Below are 15,371 nucleotides of genomic sequence, written 5' to 3' on the forward strand. Positions count from 1 at the left end.
CAGGCGATGGCCGTATTCACATTCACATTCGCCGACGTCGACGCAACCGAACCGAGCTCTCGCCACGGCTGGGTTACTCGATGGTCACATCCATTTCGGTGACGTGGAACGCGTTGCAGGGGTTGTGCTCCTCCGGGCAGTTCGACAGTCCGATGTACAGGTCCTCTTGCGCCTCGAAGGTGATCCGGTCTCCGGGCTTGGTGGTGGGCTCCTGGATCTGCATGGTGCCGTCTGCGTGGTGGGCGATGTTCATGAAGAGGGAGATGCACATGTCGGGTGAAATCTTCTCGACGTCGAGGCCGAGCTCCTCCCAGTCACCGACGAGATTGTCATGGCAGGTGAACGTCTTGCCGGTCCCGTAGCGGATCGCGTTGGACCACTGCGAGCAGTAGCCGCCCGTCATGTTGTGGGTGCCGTTGTCGTCGTGCAGCACGTTGAGCATGGGGGTGCACTTCGTGCTGTAGACGGTGTAGCCCTCATTGAGGTCCCACTTGCCCGAGCTGACGCGGGAGAACATGCAGGACAGGCGCTCGTTGGGGTCGTCGACCATGGCGGCGATCATGTCCATGACCTGCTGGCCCTTGACGTCGGTGATGGTCATCTTCTGGCCCTTGCGCAGCTTGAGCGCGAGGCGGCCTCGGGCGGGAACGTGGATGGTGCCGGGGACGGCGAAGTCGATGAACGGTGCGGTGATGGTCATGTCAGTGCTTTCTGGTTCGGAGTTGTGACGGTCGATGAGATTTGTCATGCGGCGCCGTAGCCACCGCCGCCGGGAGTGCGAAGAAGGATGCTCGAGCCTGACGCGAGGGTGAGGCGCCCCTTCGGGTGTTCCACGTCGACTCCGTCGACTCGGAGGATTCCGGTGGCACCGTCGCCGCCGCCAGCGAGGCCCGGTGCGGCGTGCGCGATTCGCTCGGTAAGGAAGATGATGTCGAGCGGGTCCTCATGGATGCTCGTCATCTCGATCTCTTGGCCTTCGCCGCCGCTCCACTGTCCCGCTCCCCCGGAGCCGCGGACGATGCGCTTTGACCCGACGAGCAGGGGCACCTGGTTCTCCACGACTTCGATCGGTGTGTTCGACACGTTGCTCGGGGTGCTGAGGGTGGCGTACCCGTTCTGGCCTTCGGAGGCGCCTTGGCCGCCGTTGAAGCAGAGGAGCGACGCGAATGGGCCCTTCTCGTTGCTGCCGCGCACCCCGACCACCCAGAAGGGTGTTCCTGCCGCAGCGGCGACGCGTGACGGCAGCGGACCGAGCAGGGCGCGCGAGAGCACGGCCGGGATGGCATGCGCAGGGAAGTTGGCGCTCACCGCTGCGGTGTGGCTGGGGTTGAGGAGGGATCCCTTGGGCACCCTGATCGTGATCGGCCGCAAGGCGCCCTCGTTGTTCGGAACGTCGGGGGCGAGCAGGCAGGCCATGCCGTACCGGGTGTAGCCCATCGTCGGCGATCCGGAGTTGATCCCGTAGGTGCTCTGCGACGACGTCCCCTCGTAGTCGACGACCAGCTCATCGCCGGTGACCTCGATGGTGACGGTAATCTGCTTGGGCTCCTCGAACCCGTCCAACTCGACCTGCGCCGTGTACGAGCCGTCGGGGATCTGGCGGATCGAGTCACGCATGGCCTTCTCTGTCACACGGGCGATCTGTGCGGCAGCCTCCGAGATGTCCAGGCCGTCGTCGCCGGCGATCATCGCGGTGATTCGGCGCACGCCGAGCGAGTTGGCGGCGATGAGGGCGTCGATGTCGCCCAGCACCTGATCGGGCACGCGCACGTTGCGAGCGAGGATCTTGCGCACGAGGGCGTTGGGCGCACCGGCGTCGACCAGCTTCACGGGAGGAAGGCAAAAGCCCTCCTCGTAGATGTCCTGGGCGAAGGCACCCTCTGAGGTGCCGCCGATGTCGGAGACGTGGCAGATGCTCGCAACCCAGGCCACGACCGCGCCGTCCCGGAACACCGGTGTCGCGGCCGTGAAGTCGGGCAGGTGGGTGTTGCCGAACCATGGGTCGTTGGTGGCGATCACATCACCCGGGCCGATGTTCTCGACACCGAACTCCGTGATCATGTTGCGCACCGTCCCGGCGACGGTTCCGGTGAACACCGGCACGGATCGGCCGTATTCGACCAGTAGGTCGCCATCGGCGGTGAGCACGGCGCACGCGAGGTCGTTCGACTCGCGCACGACGGAGCTGAAGGCGGTGCGCAGGAGCACGGCGGCCATCTCATCGGCGACTGAGATGAGTCTCTGCCAGACGATCTGAAGTGTTGCTGCGTCCCAGTTGGTCATGTGGTGGCTCCTAGAATTCGGGGGTCTCGGACGGCGTGGCCGTCGGGAATAGTCGGGTGAGCAGTTGGTGGTCCAGCAGCAGCTGATGAGCGATCGCCGCCAGCTCGCGCTCCGTCGGCGCGGTCTCGGAGAAGTCCTGCGCCGCATTGCCGGTCTTGAGGTAGACGGGGGCCGCCACCCGCACGATCTCGCCGATCTCGTAGCCGCGGAGGAAGCCGCCCGTCGACGGCGGGTTGTCGGTGTGCAGATCCAGCGCGGCATCCGTCGCTGCTCGTACGGCCGCGATCATCCGCACGTCGAGATCGCGCTGCAGGTTCACGGAGTCCGCGCCTGCCTCGACGAGGAGTCGGGCGTGTGCCGGATTGGCGGCTCCCATATTGGAGGAGGCTTTGAGGCGGATGCCCGCGGGCAGGTGTCCTCCCGCGCGCAGCTGGGCGAGCACGGTGAGGAGGCCCTCGTCGAAGACGAGGAATCCGCGAACGCCGAGCTCGATCGCGTGCAGCACGTCGTCGACCCCGGTGCGCAGGGCGCTGGCGCCGCGCAGCCGGTATGCGCTGGCCGCGGCCACCGAGCTCGATCCGAGCTTCTGGCCACCGATGTCGTGCAGTCCACGCGGGCCGACAGCCATCCGCAGCTGGATCTCCAGCTGAGCGCAGGTCGCCACAAGGTCGAGGATCTGCTCGTCCAGGTAGCGCATGGTGCCGACGGTGTTGGTGATCTGGTGCACGTGCACGTCATGCGATTGCAGGAACTCGACGAGTCGTCTCACCGATGAGCCGTCGAGAGCGCCCGCCACCTCCCACTTGTACCAGCCGCCGTCGGCGAAGCGTCCAGCGCTCGTCTCCGGCCGGCCGGGATCACGGGATGGCAGGCCCAACTCGTCGAGCCAGGAATCGATGCGGTCACCGCTCATGCGCTGACCCGCTCGTTCGTTGCGGTCTGCGCAGACGACCGGAGGTTGATCGCGATGTGCAGGTTGCCGCTTTCGTCGAGCTCGGCGAGGTCGCCGGGGCCGATCACCGCTGTGCTCTCAGGGAGCTGGAAGATGGCGGGTCCGACGACGCTCGTTCCGGGCTGCTGCTCGAGCATCCGGAAGACGGGGGCACGGACCAGTCCGGTCTCCGGAAACCAGATCATCCGGCTCCGCCCGACGGAGTCGTCCGCGACGGCCGGTGGGCTCGTGCGGACGAGGGAGGGCTGGTCGAAGGTGCCGTACGCGCGGACGCGCCAGGTGACGACCTCGGCCCGTGTGTAGTCGGGGCGGGTGCCGTAGATGCGCTCGTACTGCGTCGCGAACTTGACGAGGTACTCGGCGGGACCGTCGTCGGCGAGCACGGCGACCTCGATCTCGAAGCCCTGGCCGACGAATCGCATGTCGACGGCGTACTCGAAGCGGTCGGCGGTCTCGCCGAGCTCCTCCTCTGCCTGCAGGCGGAGTGGTCCGTACGCCGAGGCGGGGGTCTGGTCCGTCCACACGGCGAGCTCCGTGAGGCGTGTGCGCGAGACCTCCACCATGGGCGGGGCGACGAGCAGGCCCGTCGCGGACAGCACCCCGGCTGCGCTGGGGATCACGACATGCGACAGGCCCAGCGTCCGCGCGACGCGGGCGGCGTGCACAGGGGCAGCGCCGCCGAAGGCGAGCATGGTGAACGAACGAGGGTCGTGGCCGCGCTCGGTCGCGTGCACCTGCATCGCAAGCGCCATGTGCTCGTCGACGACCCGGACGATGCCGGCGGCCGCGGCAATCGGATCGTCTCCGAATGCGGAGCCGAGGTGCTCGAGCATCGCCCTTCTCGACGCGTCCACGTCGAGCGTCATCCGTCCGCCGAGGAAGTAGTCGGGGTCGAGGTAGCCGAGAACGATGTCGGCGTCGGTCACGGTGGGCTGGGTGCCGCCGTTGCCGTAGCCGGCGGGACCGGGGCGCGAACCGGCGCTGTGAGGCCCGACCTTGAGCAGCCCGAGGGCATCGAGCGCTGCGATCGATCCGCCGCCGGCCCCGATCTCGAGCATGTCGACGACGGGCATCGTGACGGGAAGGCCGCTGCCCGGCTTGAGTCGGTGCACGCGTCCGACCTCGAAACTCGAGGCGACGCGTGGCTCGCCGTTCTCGATGATGCACACCTTGGCGGTGGTGCCGCCCATGTCGAAGGCGATGAGTCGGTCCAGGCCGAGGTCCTTGCCAACGTAGGCGGCTCCGATAGCGCCGGCGGCTGGCCCCGATTCGAGCAGTCGCAGCGGGTATCTGCGCGCTGTGCCTGTGGTGATGACGCCACCGTTGGACTGCATGAGCATGAGGGGCTCGGTTAACCCAAGGTTCTCGAGCGCGACCTCGATGTCGTGGAAGTGCTCGCCTGCTACCGGTCGGACGTAGGCGTTGGCGACGGTGGTCACGGTGCGCTCATATTCGCGGATGACGGGGACCAGGTGACCGGACAAGGTGACCGGGATGTCGCCGAGTCGGTCGGCGAAGACGCGCGCGACCTCTTCTTCATGGGCCGGATTCATGTAGGAGTGAAGCAGGCAGACTGCGACCGACTCGACGCTCAGCTCGGCGATGCGATCCACGATGCGGCCGAGCTCGTCGAGGTCGACTGGCAGATGCTCGCTGCCGTCGGCGAGCAGGCGCTCGGTGAGCTCGAAGCGCAGCTCGGGCGGGACCAGCGGGTCAGGCAGCTTGAGCTGCGGGTCGTACAGGTCGTAGCGCCACTCGCGGCCGATCTCGAGCGTGTCTCCGAAGCCCTTGGTCGTGATCAGCGCGGTGGTGGCCCCGCGGCGCTCGATGAGCGCATTGGTGACGAGGGTGGTCGCTCCGACCACTCCCTTGTCGATGGAGGTCGTGTTTGCCTCCGCTGCGGTGAGCACCTCGAGGATGCCTTGCTCGATGGCGCGGCTGAAGTCGTCGTAGGTGGTCAGGCACTTGCCCAGCCACGCGCGACCTGTTTGCTCATCGAGGAGCACGAGGTCGGTGAATGTGCCGCCGATGTCGAAGCTCACGCGCACGGGGTCGCCTCCAGGTGGGTTGCGATGGATGTGGAATTGGTCATGGAAAGTCCTTGGTTTCGGTGTCAGCGCTGTGCTGCGAGCGGGAAGAGGAGAACGGGGATGACGAGGCCGAGCTGGCCGCCTCGCTGAACCTGGGCGAGCATCCGGATGCGCACGGGGCCCGCGGTGCGGGCGGCCAGATCGATGGCCGTGCTATAGGCGATGCCGGCAGCGCCTCCGAGCAGCGCTCCTCCGACGAGAGCCGATGGAATCGCCGACGCGACCATCCCGTACGCGAACGCGGCCGCACCGAGAGCGAGGGCGACAAAGCCGATGATCCGGACGACGCCCGATTCAACCGGCGCGAGCAGGACGCGCGCCGCACCCGCCGCCAGCAGCGCCGTGCCGGCGGTGAGCCCCGCGATCAGCGGGGCACCGCCGCTCTCCGCGGCCACGAATCCGGGCACGATTGAGGTGAAGAGACCGAGCACCCCATTGCTTACGAAGGCAAGGGTGACGGCGACTGCGACGGCGGCAGTGAAGATCGGGGGGACGGCTGGCGTCCCTCCGGGTGAGTCCGTCTCCTGGCGCGCGGGCGACAAATCAGACGTTCGCCCTGAGGCCGAGTGGACGAGCCCCGCGGCGAGGAGCAGGAGCAGGATGCCGACCACGAACACCGCCGAGCGGGCGAGGTCGAAAGCGGCGATTCCACCCGACAGCACGGCGCCCGCTCCAACGCCGCCGAGGATGCAGGCGGTCGTTACCGACGAGCCCCGCGGCGCGGTCACGATGACCGAGGTGGCGCAGACGGTGACGATGCCCAGCGCTGCGCCCGTGACGAGCCGTCCGACGAGTAACTCGGCCAGCTCTGAGCCGTCGCCCGCCAGGGCGAGGACCGCTCCCCCGAGGGCGTCGACCAGCAGCGCGACGACGATGATCGGTGCCGTGCCGAATCGGGAGATCCATCTAGCACCCTGTCGACGAGCGAGCACGCCCATGGCGAGGGCGGCGGCGATGCCGTGCGCAGCGAAGAGAAGCGCGGTGGTGAGCGCCGCGGAGCCGAAATCGGGCGGCAGCTGCTGATAGAAGGCGCTCGGGAAGCTGGAGAATGCGCTGGCGGCGGCGAGGGCCACCACCATGGCGGTGCGCATAGTCATTCTGCGTCCGCCCGTTCCATGAGCTGCGCCGCGAGCGCGACGTCGGCGACAGCGGAGCCGGCGATGTCGAACACCACGCTCTTGCGCCCGACCGGCCCGCTCGTCATGGCGTCGGCGAGTGGACGCACCCCTGCGGTGCCGCGGTCGTCGACCACGTCGGCGGGGACGTATCCGGCCCAGGTGCGCAGACCGTCGAGCGTGATCACCGCACCGCCGGGTTCGAGCAGACCCGCGTCGCCTACAGGACCCGTGCTGCCCGTCGCTGAGATCGCGAGCGCCGCACCCGTCGACGCCGAGCGAGCATCCCTGCTGACCCTGGCGGTCGGATGAAGCTCCTGCACCGCGCGCGCCGATGAGGAGCTGCGGACGACGATCCGCAGCTCGCCGATCGCGAAGCCGATCGCCTCGAGGACCTCGAGCACCGCACGGTTCGTGGGCCCGAAGCCGATCAGAACCAGCGCATCGACCCCGCCGGGGAACCATCGACGCGCGACGGCGGCGGCGGTCGCTCCGGTGCGCAGATGGGTCGCGCGCATCCCGGTCACGATGGCGAGCGGCTCGCCTGTGGACACCGCGCTGACCGTGATCACGGACGTCGACAGCCCAGACGCTCCGGGAGCCGCCGGAGAGTAGCTCGCCCACTTGGCTGCAGCGAGACCGAGCCGTGGTACCACTCCGGCGATGCTGAGGAAGAAGCCGTCCGCGCCGAGGGGGAGGGCTGACTTGGGCGCCTGGCTCGCGGCCCCAGCGCCGAGGTCGGCGATGCAGAGCGCGATCTCATCGACCAGCACTGCCAGGTCGACGAGCGCCGCAACGTCCGGATCGGTGAACTCACGCATCGGCGTCGGCTCCGTCGGCTCCAGGCAGCGTGGTGGTCGCTTCGGGGAGAACGCTCGGCACGGCGGCCAGCGCGAGCGAGATGAGACCAGCGATGGAGCGCAGGTAGGCGGTTCGCGAGGGGTTGAAGGCCTTGGCTGTCCGGCTCACGAACGCGAGGTCGCCCCAGATGACACCGTCGACGAAGAGCGGGAACAGGAGGCAGGCGTGCAGGTCCTCGGGGGAAGACATCCGTGCCGTAACGGGGAAGCGCTTAGACAGTTTGCTGACATCACTGAGCTGGACGACCTCGCCGCTGGCGTAGGCGTGCGCGCCCATGAAGCCGTCACGCACAGGATGCCCAGTTGCGAGAGCCTGGCGCCAGCGGGATGACATGCCCGTGGAGGACACGAGTGACGAGATGGGCTGGCCGCTGTCGTCGGTGGCGAGCCGGAACACGGTGGCTGCGTCGGAGAAGTTGCGGCCGACGGCCCATTCGACGACGAGTTCGGCGATCTCGGTGACATCGGCCGCGGTTCGCAGGCTGTCGACGATGGCGTAAAGCGCATCCGCTTGCGCGTTAAGGGTGGCGACGGTCTGGCGGAGGCGGTCTTCGCTCCGGTCCTCGCCGACCTCGGCGACGGGCTGTAGGAACTGGTAGCCGACGCCTCGGGAGGAGCCGATCCAGCTGGGCGCCGTGCTCGAGTCGTGCAGTTTTTTGCGGAGCCGCCCGATGTGAATACGAAGGGTGTTCATGCCGTCGCCGTGATGCCAGTTCCACACCTGCTGGACGATCTCGTGCGGGGTGACGGTCTGCTGGGCGCGCATCATGAGGAAGGCGAGCAGGTCGAATTCGTTCTGGCTGAGCGGGATGGACTCGCCGCCGAGCAGACAGCGGCGGCTGCCGAGGTCGACGCGCAGGTCGCCGGACTGCAGCCAGCGAACCCGCATGGCGTCTTCGCCGCGTGCGCCGCGGCAAAGAGCGATCAGCCTTGCCAGGGCCTCGCGGGGCTGGGCGATGCTGTCGACAAGCAGGTTGGCGCCCGCGTCGAGGAGCGAGAGCACCTGGTCGGGCGTGAGGGGGACGCCGACGACGGCGATCGGGAAGGGGCCCGCGAGTCGGAGAACCTTCGTTGCGTTGAGCACCCAAGCGAAGCTATTGCCCCCGACGACCACGAGTCGGGTGTCCCGCACGGACGCGTGGTTCGCCGCCTTGCCCGCATCGATGAACACCGCGGACGGCCAGTCTTTGCGTTGGATGAGCTCGGGAAGTGACGCGGCGGCCGAGCCGGCCTCGGCACAGAGCACCGTCGGAGCGAGGACCGCCGCGTCTCGAGCGCTCATGATCCGCGGAGGAGTCGGGCGGTCCCGATCTGTCAAAGGGAGGGCGTTGGCCATGTCAGAGCACCTTGGAGAGGAAGCCACGGGTGCGCTCGTGCGTGGGACTGCCGAGCACCTGACTCGGTGGGCCCTGCTCGACGATCCGTCCCTGGTGCATGAAGGCGACCTGGTTAGCCACCTCCCGCGCGAAACCCATCTCATGCGTGACGACAATCATCGTCATCCCGTCGGCGGCAAGTCCGCGCATGACGTCAAGCACCTCGCCGACCAGTTCAGGGTCGAGCGCCGAGGTGGGCTCGTCGAAGAGCATGAGCTGAGGCCGCATGGCGAGGCCTCGGGCAATTGCGACGCGCTGCTGCTGACCGCCGGAGAGGCTCTTGGGAAAGGCGGAGGCCTTGTCCGCCAGGCCGACTCGGGAGAGGAGATCGTGCGCGGTGGCATTGGCCTCCGAGGCGTTCATGCCGAGGACGCGCTGGGGCGCTTCGGTGATGTTCTGCAGCACGGTGAGGTGCGGGAAGAGGTTGAAGTGCTGGAAGACCATGCCGATGCCGGCGCGCTGGGCTCGGACGAGCCGTTCGGGCATCTCGTGACGGCGGCCGTGTCGCTCGTGATAGCCGATGTGCTCGCCGCCGACGATCACGCGTCCGGCGTCCGGACTCTCCAGGTGGTTGATGCAGCGCAGCAGCGTCGACTTACCGCTGCCGGAAGCGCCGATCAGGCAGAGCACCTCGCCGCGGTCGACCTCGAGGTCGACGCCGTGCAGGACTTCGTTGCGCCCGAAGCGCTTGCGGATACCGGTCAGCTTGACTAGTGGTTCGGCGATAGCCATCGGCGCCACCTTCCCGTGTCGGTGATGGTCGCGGTAGTTCGGAATCCGACGCCGAGCCGGCGTTCGAGTCGGCCTTGCAGCCAGGTGAGGATGCTGACGACCACGAGGTACCAGATGCACACCACGATCAGCACCGGGATGGTCTCGTAGGTGCGCGCGTAGATCAGCTGCCCTGAATAGAGCAGTTCGGGCAGCGCGATCACGCTGACCACGGATGAGTACTTGAGCAGACCCATGGCCTCGTTGGCGGCCGGTGGCACGATCACGCGCAGAGCCTGCGGCAGCACGATCCGACGGAAGGTGAGCGTGCGGCTCATGCCGAGCGCGTGCGCTGCCTCGGTCTGACCACGGTCGACCGACATGATGCCCGAGCGGATGATCTCGCACAGATAGGCGGCCTCGTTGAGGGACAGCCCGAGGATCGCGGCCGTCCAGGGCGTGATGAGCGAGTTCGTGTCAGCGGACCATAGCGTCGGGCCGAAGGGGATCCCGATCGAGATCGCGGGTATGAGGATCGCGAGGTTGAACCAGAGGATCAGCTGGACGAGGACCGGTGTGCCTCGGAAGAACCAGACGTAGGCACTGGCGATCGCACGTAGCGACCGGGTGTCCGACAGCGCCATGACGGCGAGCAGCAGCCCGATCGCGGTGGCGATCGCCATGCCGACCACAGTCAGGATGAGGGTGGTGCCCAGACCGCTGATGATGCGGGGGTCGAAGAGGTACTTCCCGACCGTCTCCCAGCCGTAGTTGGGGTTGGTGATGAACGAGTACGCGATGTTGATGAGGACCAAGGCCGCCACCACGATGCCGATCCATCGCAGCGGCCGCCTGCGGGGCACGACGAGGTCGTCGTCCTGCCCCGCAGGAGCGGTCGTTGAGGTGGTGGTCACGTTAGAACGTGGCTCCGTTGAGGGTCGCTTCCTCAATGGCGCGGTCGGCGATGCCCCACTTGTCGAGGATGTCGGCGTAGGTGCCGTCCTCGATGATGGCGGTGAAGGCGTCCTGCACCTTGCTGGTGAGCTCGCTGTCCTTCGGGAAGGCAGCGGCGAAGTAGCCCTCGTTGAGGTATCCGCCGCTGACCTTCAAGGTGTCCTCGTTCGAGGCCAGCACGTAGGCGTTGGCTGCCGAGTCGTTCGGTGTCACGTCGATGCGGCCCGAGATGAGCGCGAGGATCGTGGCATCGAGGTCGGCGAACTCGCTGACGTTGATGGCCGGCTGATCCGCATCGATGCAGGCCGTGGAGGCATCTGCCAGCAGGGAGGCCTCGAGGGCGCCGCCCGGGATGCCGACGTTGACGCCGCACAGGTCGTCCATGTCCACGATGTCGCGGTAGCTGTCCTTAGTGAGGAAGTTGTTCTTGGCAGCGAGGTAATCGACGAAGTCGACCGTCTTCTCGCGCTCGAGCGTGTCGAACATGCCGGTGAGCGCCATGTCGTAGCGGCCGGATGCGAGTCCGGGGATGATCGTGTCGAAGCCGGCGCTCTCGAACTGGACAGTCGAGCCGAGCTCTTCGGACAGCGCGGCGGCGAGGTCGATGTTGATGCCCTCCCAGGTCGATCCGTCGTCGCCGATGAAGTTGTAAGGGCTGAGCGACGGATCGGCCGCGGCGACGATGACGGTGGCGTCTGTCGTCGATTCCCCGTCGGACGAGGTGGATGCCGGAGTGGTTGAGCAGGCGGTGGCGACGAGCGCGAACGACGCGATCCCCACCCCCGCAAGGGCAGTTCTACGCAGTTTGGCGAGGGGGCTCACAGGGCTACTCCTTGATTTGGCCGAAATTCCGAGCGTCTACTAGGAATTGAGGAAAGTACAAGAGTGAGTAGACGTGGCGATTGTTTCCGAGGTGTTTCCCTTCGACGACCGGGGCGTATCTTTCGACGAAAACGACATCTTCGCGACATGTCCGCCCGCTTACAGTGGCCTCCGAGACGATCTCCCGGCAGCGCCATGCCCTTCGTCGGAGAGACACCTGAGAGGACCAGATGACTGCCACTTCCGCTTCCGCCCCCATATCTGCTGACGCTGCGGTCAAGCGGATGATGGCGGGCGCACTGCAAGCGGACGAGCTCGACCTCAGCATCGGCGAACCCGATCAGCCCATGGCCCAGCGCCTGGTGCAGGCGGCAGCCGCGAGCCTGAACGCCGGGCGCACGGGATACACGCCGAAGCTCGGATTGGACGAGCTGCGTGATGCAGTCGCGCGCGATATCCGCGAAAGCACCGGCTATGCGCCGGATGCGGCCGATGTCGTCATCACCGCCGGCGGCACCGAAGCCGTGTCGGTCGCGCTGCGCGCGGCCTGCGCTCACGGCGATCTCATCGTGATCCCCGATCCGGCGTGGCCTAACTACCGGGTAGTCGCAGAACACCATGGCCTACGGGTGATGACCTACGTGCAGGGAACGTCAGGTGATGGCTTCTTCGACATCGATGCCATCGGACTCGCACTCACCGCGGGCGCTCGGCTCGTGATCGTGAACTCTCCGTCAAACCCAGTGGGAACGGTCGCGAGCCGCGCCGCCCTCGATCGCGTGGTCAGGCTGGTCCGCGAACACCGTGCGCTCATCCTGTCGGACGAAGCCTACGAGTCGGTGGTCTTCGCCGGCGGGCGGGCGGTATCCCCGTTGGAGATGGGCGCCGACCTGACCTTCAGTGCACGCACGTTCTCGAAGACCTACTCGATGACCGGAATGCGCGTGGGGTCGCTGGTCTCCCCTGTCGCGTTCCGCGAGGCTGTCGCCGCGATCCACGGAACAACCTCGGGCTGCGCCCCCATCACGGGCCAGATCGTTGCGCTTGCAGCACTTTCCGAAACCCTCGGCGACTCCGAGCACCTGGCCGCGGCGTATAGCCGACGACACGAGGCGGCCCGTGCGATTCTTGGGCGCTGGATGCCGATCGACTCCGTCGAGCACTTCGGCGGGTTCTACGCGTGGCTCGACACCTCCTCGACCGGACGCTCGGGCGAGGTCCTCGTCTCGGAGATCCGCGCGGAGGGCGTTGTCGTCACAGATGGGCGAGTTTTCTCTCCGACTGCCGACAGCGCCCTGCGCATCGCGCTGACCGCGCCCGACGCGATATTGCTGCCTGCGCTCGAAAGAATCGCCGCCGTCCTCGATCAGTGATGCCACACATCACTACGGCAGACTCCGGTCCGTGCCCACATCCTGCCCACAACTGGATGATTTTCAGGGTGATCCAGGCGAGACCTGATGATCGAAAACGCTTGGAGTTTCGGGCTTCTCCGCACTGTTTAGCCTGATCATCGGCATGTTGGCAGAGTTCGAATCCCTAGCCCTCCGCCACTTGAAGATCGGCGCCAAGCGGCCGGAAGCGTACGGCGTGATAGGTCACGCAAGGGGCGCAGGAGCCTGAGCTCGGCGCATCAACGAGAGAAGCCCCCGGCGAACCGAGGGCTTCTCGCCGAAAAGCGAAGCGATCAGGCCGGGAGCAGCAGCAGCTGTCCCGGGAAGATCAGGTCGGGGTCCCCGATCGTGGCGATGTTCGCGTCCGCGAGCTGCTGCCAGCCCCCGGCCAGATTGAGCTGAGTGGCGATCGCGGACAGCGAGTCGCCGGATGCGACCGTGTAGGTCTCGCCGGAGAGGGGAACCGGCTGGACCACGCGAGATGGCGCTACCGGCTCGTCGACATACTCTGCCTGGCCTGAAACGTCAGCCGAGTCGTCGGTCGACGGCGCCGCCTCTGATACCGACGCGCCAGAATTCTCTGAGATCGAACCGCTCGTGCCGGAGAGCCCGAGCTGTGCCGAGCACGAGGGCCACGCTCCCCAGCCCTGTGACGCGAGGACCCGCTCGGCAACAGCGATCTGCTGTTCCTTGCTGGCGTCGGACGCGCTGCCGGAACCGCCGTAGGCGGCCCAGGTGCTCGGGCTGAACTGCAGGCCGCCGTAGTAGCCGTTGCCGGTGTCGATCTGCCAGTTGCCGCTGCTCTCGCAGTCGGCGATGGCGTCCCAGGTGTCGAGCGAGGCAGCATTGGCTGGCGCCGCCGTGAAGGCGAGTCCTGCCGCGGTGAGTGCGACGAGGGCGAGGCCCCCTGCTGCGGCGCGAGTGTTGGTCAGGATTCCCATGTACGTGCTCCAACGGGTTCGCCGACGCTCGTCCCGTCCCCGGGTCTCGGCGCGCCACTGCCCACCCTGCAATAGAGGGTTCGATTTACGGTGCTGCATGTGGGCAGCGTGAGGCGTGGCAGCACCGGCGTACGTCCAGTCCGGTCAAGGGTTCCGAACGCTCCTGCGCTTCGGGGCCGGCTGGCACAGGAAGAGTAGGTCGGGCTCGGCCTCGTTGCAAATCCGTTACCCGACCTGCGGCGTGTCGCTGACGCCGCAACGCAAGCGTTCGGTAGGCGCTCATCCACTCCCTGGATCATCCGACCGTCGGCCTCAGGCGTCGCTGGCCCCCTGCCACCGGTCCCGCTTGAGCGCGATCGGAACGAGCAGCGCCGCTGCGCCGGCTCCCGCACCGCCGACGGCCATGTCGAGGATCGAGTCGTCGTAGCCGACGAGCACGGTCTCACTGAGCTGATGGCCGCCCCACTCCCCCATCTCCCAGAGCGCCGCCAGGGCGAGGCCGACCGTCAGGGTCTGGATCACGAGCGCGGGAGTCCGCCGATCCAGCTCGACACCGGCGCGGAGGGCTGCCACCACGACGAGCAGCGCGAGCAGGCCGTTGAGGGTGAAGTGGATCGGGATGTCGATCCAGGGGGCGGCTCGGTAGAGGTCGAGCACGCTCGCCCAGGCGGCGACGAGCACGGCGACTCCGACGGCGACATCGATTCCGGCGCGGAGCCCGAGGAACCGGGGCACGACGAGGCCCAGGAGCGCGAGGGCGAGCACGGCGCCCGCCAGGGCCCCCCAGCCGATCACACCGACCACGAGAGAGAGCAGTCCGACGATGCGCAGGACGTCGGCCGTCCACTCGAGTGTCGACTCCGGCTTCTGGAGGAAGGTGGCGGCGAGCGCCGGACGCTCCCGCACACTGCGCTGCACCACCTGGGCGCTGTCGCTGCTCATCGCTCCGTTCTCTTCCTCTCCGGTTCGTCGGCGAATGTGCGAGATCCAAGCGAGGGCGCGACCTCGACGACGGCCTGCACCGCCTCATGGTCCGACGTCGCCCGCATCCCCCAACGCCGGGCGTTGACCGCGGCGGATCGCACCCGCAGGTCAGGTCCGACCAGGATCCAGTCGATCCGGGGACCGATGCTCGGCCTGCGGTAGCCGGAATGGGTGCGCCATGCGGGAGTGAGGCGCTGGTCGGCAGCGGCCCACGAGTCGCGCAGCGCGCATCCGGGCTGCAGGATGCGCAGCGCCGGCGAGCCCTGCCGGGCGTTCAGATCCCCCATCACGGCGACTGCGCCTCCATGGCGCAAGGCCTCCGCGAGCAGCAGGCGTGCGGACTCCGACCGCGCCCGTCCGGAGAAGGGGTCGAGGTGGGTGTTGATCACCGTCAGCCGCGAGCCGTCGGCGCGATCCCGGAACTCGGCGATCACCGCGATCCGCGGGAACACCGCACCCCAGCTGCGCGAGCCAGGGCGATCGGGACGGGTGGAGAGGGCCAGCTGAGTCCAATCCTCGAGCTCGAGGCGGCGCGCATCCCAGTGGATCGAGCAGCGCTCGTCGGAGCCGTCGGCTCGCCGACCGCGACCGATCCGCGAGTAGCCGTCGCCCAGAGCTCGTTCGACCGCCGCATCCTGGTCGGGAAGCGCCTCCTGCACACCGAGGATCGTGGGCAGCTCAGCTCCGAGCAGCTCGGCGACCAGGGGCTCACGGTGAGCCCAGCGGTCCTGTCGACGAGCGAATGGGAGTCGGCGACGCAGGTTGATCGACATCAGGTGCACTCCGGGCGGTGCAGCGCGGCCAATGACGGTCGACGACATGCCGCAACGCTAGCCAGCGATCGGTCGCCGGGGCTGAGCATCCGCCGACTCCGCGTCTGCTCGAGGTG

The 15,371-nt window shown here is 67.6% G+C and carries 14 protein-coding genes; 1 reads left to right on the plus strand and 13 read right to left on the minus strand.

Annotation, left to right across the window (positions count from 1 at the left end):
- Positions 1-73 precede the first annotated feature (73 nt).
- The 10 genes from E6C64_RS11505 to E6C64_RS11550 all read right to left on the minus strand — a co-directional run bounded on the left by E6C64_RS11505 (position 74) and on the right by E6C64_RS11550 (position 11,163).
- A complete protein-coding gene (locus tag E6C64_RS11505) occupies positions 74-700 on the minus strand; it encodes a DUF1989 domain-containing protein (RefSeq protein ID WP_158437844.1) in 627 nt (208 codons plus the stop codon).
- Between the two features lie 44 nt (positions 701-744).
- Positions 745-2,283 carry a hydantoinase B/oxoprolinase family protein gene (locus tag E6C64_RS11510; RefSeq protein WP_158437845.1) on the minus strand — a complete coding sequence of 513 codons (1,539 nt, stop codon included), beginning with the start codon at positions 2,281-2,283 and terminating at the stop codon, positions 745-747.
- A 10-nt stretch (positions 2,284-2,293) separates the two neighbouring features.
- A complete protein-coding gene (locus E6C64_RS11515) occupies positions 2,294-3,196 on the minus strand; it encodes a U32 family peptidase (RefSeq protein ID WP_136427669.1) in 903 nt (300 codons plus the stop codon).
- Positions 3,193-5,283 carry a hydantoinase/oxoprolinase family protein gene (locus tag E6C64_RS11520; RefSeq protein WP_136427670.1) on the minus strand — a complete coding sequence of 697 codons (2,091 nt, stop codon included), beginning with the start codon at positions 5,281-5,283 and terminating at the stop codon, positions 3,193-3,195. The genes E6C64_RS11515 and E6C64_RS11520 overlap by 4 nt, the downstream gene beginning before the upstream one ends.
- 65 nt (positions 5,284-5,348) lie before the next feature.
- The gene (locus tag E6C64_RS11525) at positions 5,349-6,422 is read right to left on the minus strand and encodes an MFS transporter (protein WP_136427671.1); all 1,074 of its coding nucleotides are present in this window, start codon (positions 6,420-6,422) and stop codon (positions 5,349-5,351) included.
- Positions 6,419-7,261 (minus strand): hypothetical protein, encoded by an 843-nt coding sequence (locus tag E6C64_RS11530; protein ID WP_136427672.1) that lies wholly within the window; start codon positions 7,259-7,261, stop codon positions 6,419-6,421. Before E6C64_RS11530 ends, E6C64_RS11525 begins: the two co-directional genes overlap by 4 nt.
- Positions 7,254-8,582, minus strand: coding sequence for a winged helix-turn-helix domain-containing protein (locus tag E6C64_RS11535; RefSeq protein WP_136427673.1), 1,329 nt, complete (start codon positions 8,580-8,582; stop codon positions 7,254-7,256). The genes E6C64_RS11530 and E6C64_RS11535 overlap by 8 nt, the downstream gene beginning before the upstream one ends.
- A gap of 55 nt (positions 8,583-8,637) precedes the next feature.
- A complete protein-coding gene (locus E6C64_RS11540; protein ID WP_199241025.1) occupies positions 8,638-9,408 on the minus strand; it encodes an amino acid ABC transporter ATP-binding protein in 771 nt (256 codons plus the stop codon).
- Positions 9,387-10,301 (minus strand): amino acid ABC transporter permease, encoded by a 915-nt coding sequence (locus E6C64_RS11545; protein WP_136427674.1) that lies wholly within the window; start codon positions 10,299-10,301, stop codon positions 9,387-9,389. The genes E6C64_RS11540 and E6C64_RS11545 overlap by 22 nt, the downstream gene beginning before the upstream one ends.
- Position 10,302: 1 nt before the next feature.
- A complete protein-coding gene (locus E6C64_RS11550) occupies positions 10,303-11,163 on the minus strand; it encodes an ABC transporter substrate-binding protein (RefSeq protein ID WP_158437846.1) in 861 nt (286 codons plus the stop codon).
- Between the two features lie 230 nt (positions 11,164-11,393).
- On the opposite strand from E6C64_RS11550, the gene E6C64_RS11555 reads away from it, so the two are divergent.
- The gene (locus E6C64_RS11555; RefSeq protein WP_136427676.1) at positions 11,394-12,536 is read left to right on the plus strand and encodes a pyridoxal phosphate-dependent aminotransferase; all 1,143 of its coding nucleotides are present in this window, start codon (positions 11,394-11,396) and stop codon (positions 12,534-12,536) included.
- A gap of 314 nt (positions 12,537-12,850) precedes the next feature.
- Here the strand turns inward: E6C64_RS11555 and E6C64_RS11560 are convergent, their stop codons facing one another.
- The 3 genes from E6C64_RS11560 to E6C64_RS11570 form a co-directional block, all read right to left on the minus strand.
- Positions 12,851-13,498 (minus strand): transglycosylase family protein, encoded by a 648-nt coding sequence (locus E6C64_RS11560; protein WP_136427677.1) that lies wholly within the window; start codon positions 13,496-13,498, stop codon positions 12,851-12,853.
- A 312-nt stretch (positions 13,499-13,810) separates the two neighbouring features.
- Positions 13,811-14,440: a DUF2238 domain-containing protein gene (locus tag E6C64_RS11565; protein ID WP_136427678.1), complete on the minus strand. Its 630-nt coding sequence runs from the start codon at positions 14,438-14,440 to the stop codon at positions 13,811-13,813.
- A complete protein-coding gene (locus E6C64_RS11570) occupies positions 14,437-15,303 on the minus strand; it encodes an endonuclease/exonuclease/phosphatase family protein (RefSeq protein WP_136427679.1) in 867 nt (288 codons plus the stop codon). The genes E6C64_RS11565 and E6C64_RS11570 overlap by 4 nt, the downstream gene beginning before the upstream one ends.
- Positions 15,304-15,371 lie beyond the last annotated feature (68 nt).

Source organism: Naasia lichenicola, from assembly GCF_004801885.1.
In the GTDB taxonomy this organism is placed as follows: Bacteria; Actinomycetota; Actinomycetes; order Actinomycetales; family Microbacteriaceae; genus Naasia; species Naasia lichenicola.

Bases quoted from the DNA above. Each gene is read 5' to 3' on its own strand.
- E6C64_RS11535 (WP_136427673.1), bottom strand. From the start codon at position 8,582: ATGAGCGCTCGAGACGCGGCGGTCCTCGCTCCGACGGTGCTCTGTGCC.
- E6C64_RS11555 (WP_136427676.1), top strand. From the start codon at position 11,394: ATGACTGCCACTTCCGCTTCCGCCCCCATATCTGCTGACGCTGCGGTC.
- E6C64_RS11515 (WP_136427669.1), bottom strand. From the start codon at position 3,196: ATGAGCGGTGACCGCATCGATTCCTGGCTCGACGAGTTGGGCCTGCCA.
- E6C64_RS11510 (WP_158437845.1), bottom strand. From the start codon at position 2,283: ATGACCAACTGGGACGCAGCAACACTTCAGATCGTCTGGCAGAGACTC.
- E6C64_RS11525 (WP_136427671.1), bottom strand. From the start codon at position 6,422: ATGACTATGCGCACCGCCATGGTGGTGGCCCTCGCCGCCGCCAGCGCA.
- E6C64_RS11505 (WP_158437844.1), bottom strand. From the start codon at position 700: ATGACCATCACCGCACCGTTCATCGACTTCGCCGTCCCCGGCACCATC.
- E6C64_RS11530 (WP_136427672.1), bottom strand. From the start codon at position 7,261: ATGCGTGAGTTCACCGATCCGGACGTTGCGGCGCTCGTCGACCTGGCA.
- E6C64_RS11560 (WP_136427677.1), bottom strand. From the start codon at position 13,498: ATGGGAATCCTGACCAACACTCGCGCCGCAGCAGGGGGCCTCGCCCTC.
- E6C64_RS11565 (WP_136427678.1), bottom strand. From the start codon at position 14,440: ATGAGCAGCGACAGCGCCCAGGTGGTGCAGCGCAGTGTGCGGGAGCGT.
- E6C64_RS11540 (WP_199241025.1), bottom strand. From the start codon at position 9,408: ATGGCTATCGCCGAACCACTAGTCAAGCTGACCGGTATCCGCAAGCGC.
- E6C64_RS11570 (WP_136427679.1), bottom strand. From the start codon at position 15,303: ATGTCGTCGACCGTCATTGGCCGCGCTGCACCGCCCGGAGTGCACCTG.